The following is a 4,358-nucleotide window of genomic DNA, read 5'->3' on the forward strand; positions in this document are numbered from 1 at the left end:
CAGCGGACAATGTGGTTAACCTTGTGAACAAGACCAACATTTCTCTTGAGAAAATGATGATCTATGATATAAACGGAAGACTAGTAAGCCAGACAGACCTTCGCACAATGCAAGGTGAAAAAGCAGTGGATGTTTCATCGCTTGCTTCTGGAGTTTATATGGTACAGATAATTGGTGACAATGCAAGCACTGTGAAGCGCTTGATTAAAGAGTAATTTTTTCACAAATAATTTAATTTAAAAAGAAAGCCTTCCTACTAAAAATAGGGAGGCTTTCACTTTTTTAATAAATTGAAGTTTCGCAAGACTTTCAAAAAGATTACTTTAAAAACTAAAATAAAACTATGTTACCTTGGTTCCAATACCTGATGGGAGTACTCTTATTGCTCTCCAGAATGAACCATTTTCGAAAATAAGTCCATCCGAGCGGTATTGGTGAGATGATTAAATAACTTTTTCCTTAAATCCTATTGAATAAAAAAGCCATTCTTAAATCAGGAAATAGCATTTTTATTGGTGTTTCAACACTTTTCATAATAAAATAAATTATAAAGATTTATTTAACTTAATTTTTAAAAATATAGTTTGAATATTAAAGTTTTGACATACATTTATTGACCTAATACTAAATCAATTTAAACATGAAAAAAATTACTTTTTCCTTGATTTTGACGTTTTGCGCAATATTTTTTGCACAGTCACAAGAAGAAAGGTTAGCAACTGGTATTCGTGATGTACAAACATCCCAGATTCAAAGAAACCAATCGCGAGCCTTGACTACCATTTATGAAACCAACCATTTAGGTGCTAATGGCGCAGAAATAACCGCAGCAGCAAATGGACCAAATACTTCAATGGCAGATGCTATAGTTTTAGCGGGAACAAATAGAATTTTACAAACTGTAACGGTAGATGTTTTTAACCTTACTTCTGCCGCCCCTTACAATTTAACATTACGCATTTATACTGACTGCACCACCAACGGAGCATCAGGAGCTTGTGGCAGTGGCCCTGGAACTTTAATTGCCGCTTCAAGCGTAACGCAAACTGTAACCCCAGGACCATTAGGTTTTATCTATTCTGTTGTCTTTACACTTCCTAATGTAAACCTCTATTCTGAAGTAGACAATACTATTTCAGTTTCATTAAACGCGAGTAGGAGTGATGTTTTTTGGATTCTTAATGAAGCCGCTGTAATTGGTTCACAACCCGCAGGAGACCCTCCTACCGGTGTTGTTCAACGATGCGGAAGCGCAATTGCCAATAACGGATGTGCACGAGCTTTTGGCGGTGTACTAAATAATTTTTCGTTGAAATTGGAAGCAGAAGCTACACCACCCAATGATTTATGCGCTAATGCAATTACTATTGCAGGTGATGGGACTATCAGTGGCACCACTGTTTTTGCAACCATTGATTCCGGAAATCCATTTTGTGGCACTTCTATCAGCTCACCAGGAGTTTGGTACAAATTCACAGACTCTTCTATCACTGGCTCTGCAGTTACCTTGAGTTTATGTGGCGGAGCAGCCTTCGATACTAAAATTAGTGTTTACACTGGTTCTTGTGGAGCTTTTACTTGTGTAACAGGAAATGATGATTTCTGTGGACTTCAAAGTCAAGTAATATTTAACACAGATGGTTCTTCAACTTATTATGTATTAGTTCATAGTTTTGGAGGAGCTACAGGTCCTTTCGATCTAAATGTTTCTGGATTTCCAATCGCCGTTATAGGCAACCCGCCAACTATTGCTTGTCCAGCAGACATTACTTTAAACAATACCCCTGGTACTTGTGGCACTGTAGCAAACTTTGCCGGTGTAGCCTTTGATATTGAAGATGGCAACATCTCCTCTTCTATCGTGGCCACCCCTGCAAGTGGAAGCACTTTCGCTGTTGGTGTAACTAACGTAACCCTTTCGGTTACCGATAGCGATGGAAATACCTCTACCTGTAACTTTGATGTTACTGTTTTGGACAACGAACTTCCAGTTGCTGTTTGCCAAGATATAACCGTGGACCTTGACCCTGTAACAGGAATGGCTACCATTACTGCTGCCGACGTGGACAATGGTTCTAACGATAACTGTGGCATCGCCTCTATGAGCTTGGATGTATCTTCGTTCGATTGCTCTATGACAGGTGCAAATACAGTAGTATTAACGGTTACCGATAACTCTGGTAATTCATCTACCTGTACTTCTACCGTTACCGTTCAGGACGTTACCGCTCCTGAGGTATTCTGTGTAGGAGGATTTGGAGTCTTCACAGAGTCTGAGGATTTTGAAGGCGCATCTCTCCCTTCAGGTTGGTCAACTGTAATTGAAGCTGGAAGCCAAGACTGGACTTTTGGTTCGGGTATAATGCCGGGCGGAGCAGCTTTCCCTACCAATGCTGCAATCTTTGATGATGATGCCGCTGGTAATGGTCAGGTAAACCTTGCAAGATTACTATCTCCAGTTTACGACCTTACTAGCGCAAGCAACGTGCAACTTTCTTTTGACTATTCAGTTCAAGATTTTATTGGCTTCGGAACATTTGAAGTTGAAGTATGGGATGGAGCCGCATGGCAACAAATATTGTTTGTAGACAACACAGATCAAGCTCCTATAAACAGTGGTGATATCGATGTTTCTGCATTCGCAAACCCTGCGTTCCAAGTACGTTACACCTACGATGACGAAGGTGACTGGGCTTGGGGAGCTGGAGTTGATAACTTCTTGTTGAGCTATGAAGCTGCTTCTGGTGGAGGTCTTGACGTTTACCTTGATGCAAACGGTATGGCTAGTATAGATCCTAACGATCTTGTTACAGGCGTTAACGAAGCTTGTGGTTATACTATTACTGCTGGCGGTGCAGGTGGAGGAACTATGGGCTCACTTTCAACTTTGTTTGCCTCAAACAATGGTGGCAACCCAGGCGGCGCTGTTTATTTTGACATAACTGTTGGTCCAAGCGATTTGGAAGTAACTGATATTGATGTAAACACAGCTGAGGCAGGCTCATTCACAATGGATATATACACTTTGGTTGGTACGTATGTAGGTAATGAAGCAAACCCAGGCGCTTGGGGTGCTGCAGCAGCGAATGCTTCAGGAACTGGCGCTGGCGTTGATACACCATCAAATGCTGTATTAGCATCTTCTATTACCCTAACTGCAAATACCACTTATGGTATGGCGTTGGTTCTTGATGGAACTCATGCTCATGCATATACCAATGGAGATGGAAGTAATCAGAACTTTTCAAATGCTGATATGTCTATGGCTTTGGGAGCTGCATCCAATGTACCGTTTACCACACCTATTTTCGCTCCACGCGTATTCAATGGAGCCATCCATTATACAACTAGCGGTGGTTCGGGTCTAGATTTTACTTGTGCAGATCTTGGCGAGAACATTGTTGAGGTAACCGTTACAGATGACAGTGGAAACTCTTCAACCTGTATGGCGGTGGTAAATGTTATAGACAACATTGCACCAATACTTGTTTGCCAAAACGCTACAATTGAATTGGGCCCAGACGGCACAGCTACTGTTGATCCAATGGCCTTATTGGCCAGTTTGCCAACTACATACGAAGTAATGGTAATTGGGAGTGATAATTCATCTGGTTTCGAAGGCTTTACAGACTTTACAGTGAGCGTTACTGAAGCTGCAGCTGTTACATTTGATTGGGATTATACAACAAACGATGATCCTGGTTTCGATAGCTTCGGATATTTGTTGAATGGTACATACACCCAATTGACAAATCCCGGATTAGGAAATCAATCAGGTAGCGCTGCTGTTGCTGTTGCTCCAGGCGATGTGTTTGGATTCCGTTCTCAAACCGACGATAACTTACTTGGAAATAACGAAACTGTTATCAGTAACTTTATGCCAGGTTTTGAAGGTCAGTTCGATCCAGCCAACTGGAACTTAACTTTAACTGACTCTGATGGAGATGCATTCTTCACGGAGATTCCTGGAGGTCCGTTGTCTTTTGATGCCTGCGGTATAACAATCTTGGCTGTTGATGTGCCTACCGTTAGCTGCGCTGATATAGGAACACCAATTACAGTAACAGTATTTGCAAGTGATGCCAGCGGAAATATTGCAGCTTGTACTTCAGTAATTACCGTGGTTGATCTATTGGCTCCAGTACTTACTTGCCCAGCAGATCAAACTGTTGATCCGGGAGCTGGTAACCTGTTCTACATCTTGCCTGACTATATTGCAACTGGCGAAGCAACTGCAATTGACAACTGTACAGATCCTGTAACACTCACTACTCAAGTTCCCGCTCCGGGCACGCCATTGTCTGATGGAACTTACACCATCACAATGACCGCCACTGACGAGTATGGAAATACTTCAA

At 41.6% G+C, this 4,358-nt stretch carries 2 protein-coding genes; both read left to right on the forward strand.

Annotated features, from left to right (window positions below):
- On the forward strand, positions 1-215 hold a 215-nt coding region (locus tag ESU54_RS17515; RefSeq protein ID WP_146848190.1), incomplete at its 5' end, for a T9SS type A sorting domain-containing protein.
- Between the two features lie 425 nt (positions 216-640).
- A partial coding sequence (locus tag ESU54_RS17520) for an HYR domain-containing protein (protein WP_249041337.1) occupies positions 641-4,358 on the forward strand: 3,718 nt, incomplete at its 3' end.

Origin of the sequence: Aequorivita antarctica (assembly GCF_007997155.1) — a bacterium.
GTDB classification, from domain to species: domain Bacteria; phylum Bacteroidota; class Bacteroidia; order Flavobacteriales; family Flavobacteriaceae; genus Aequorivita; species Aequorivita antarctica.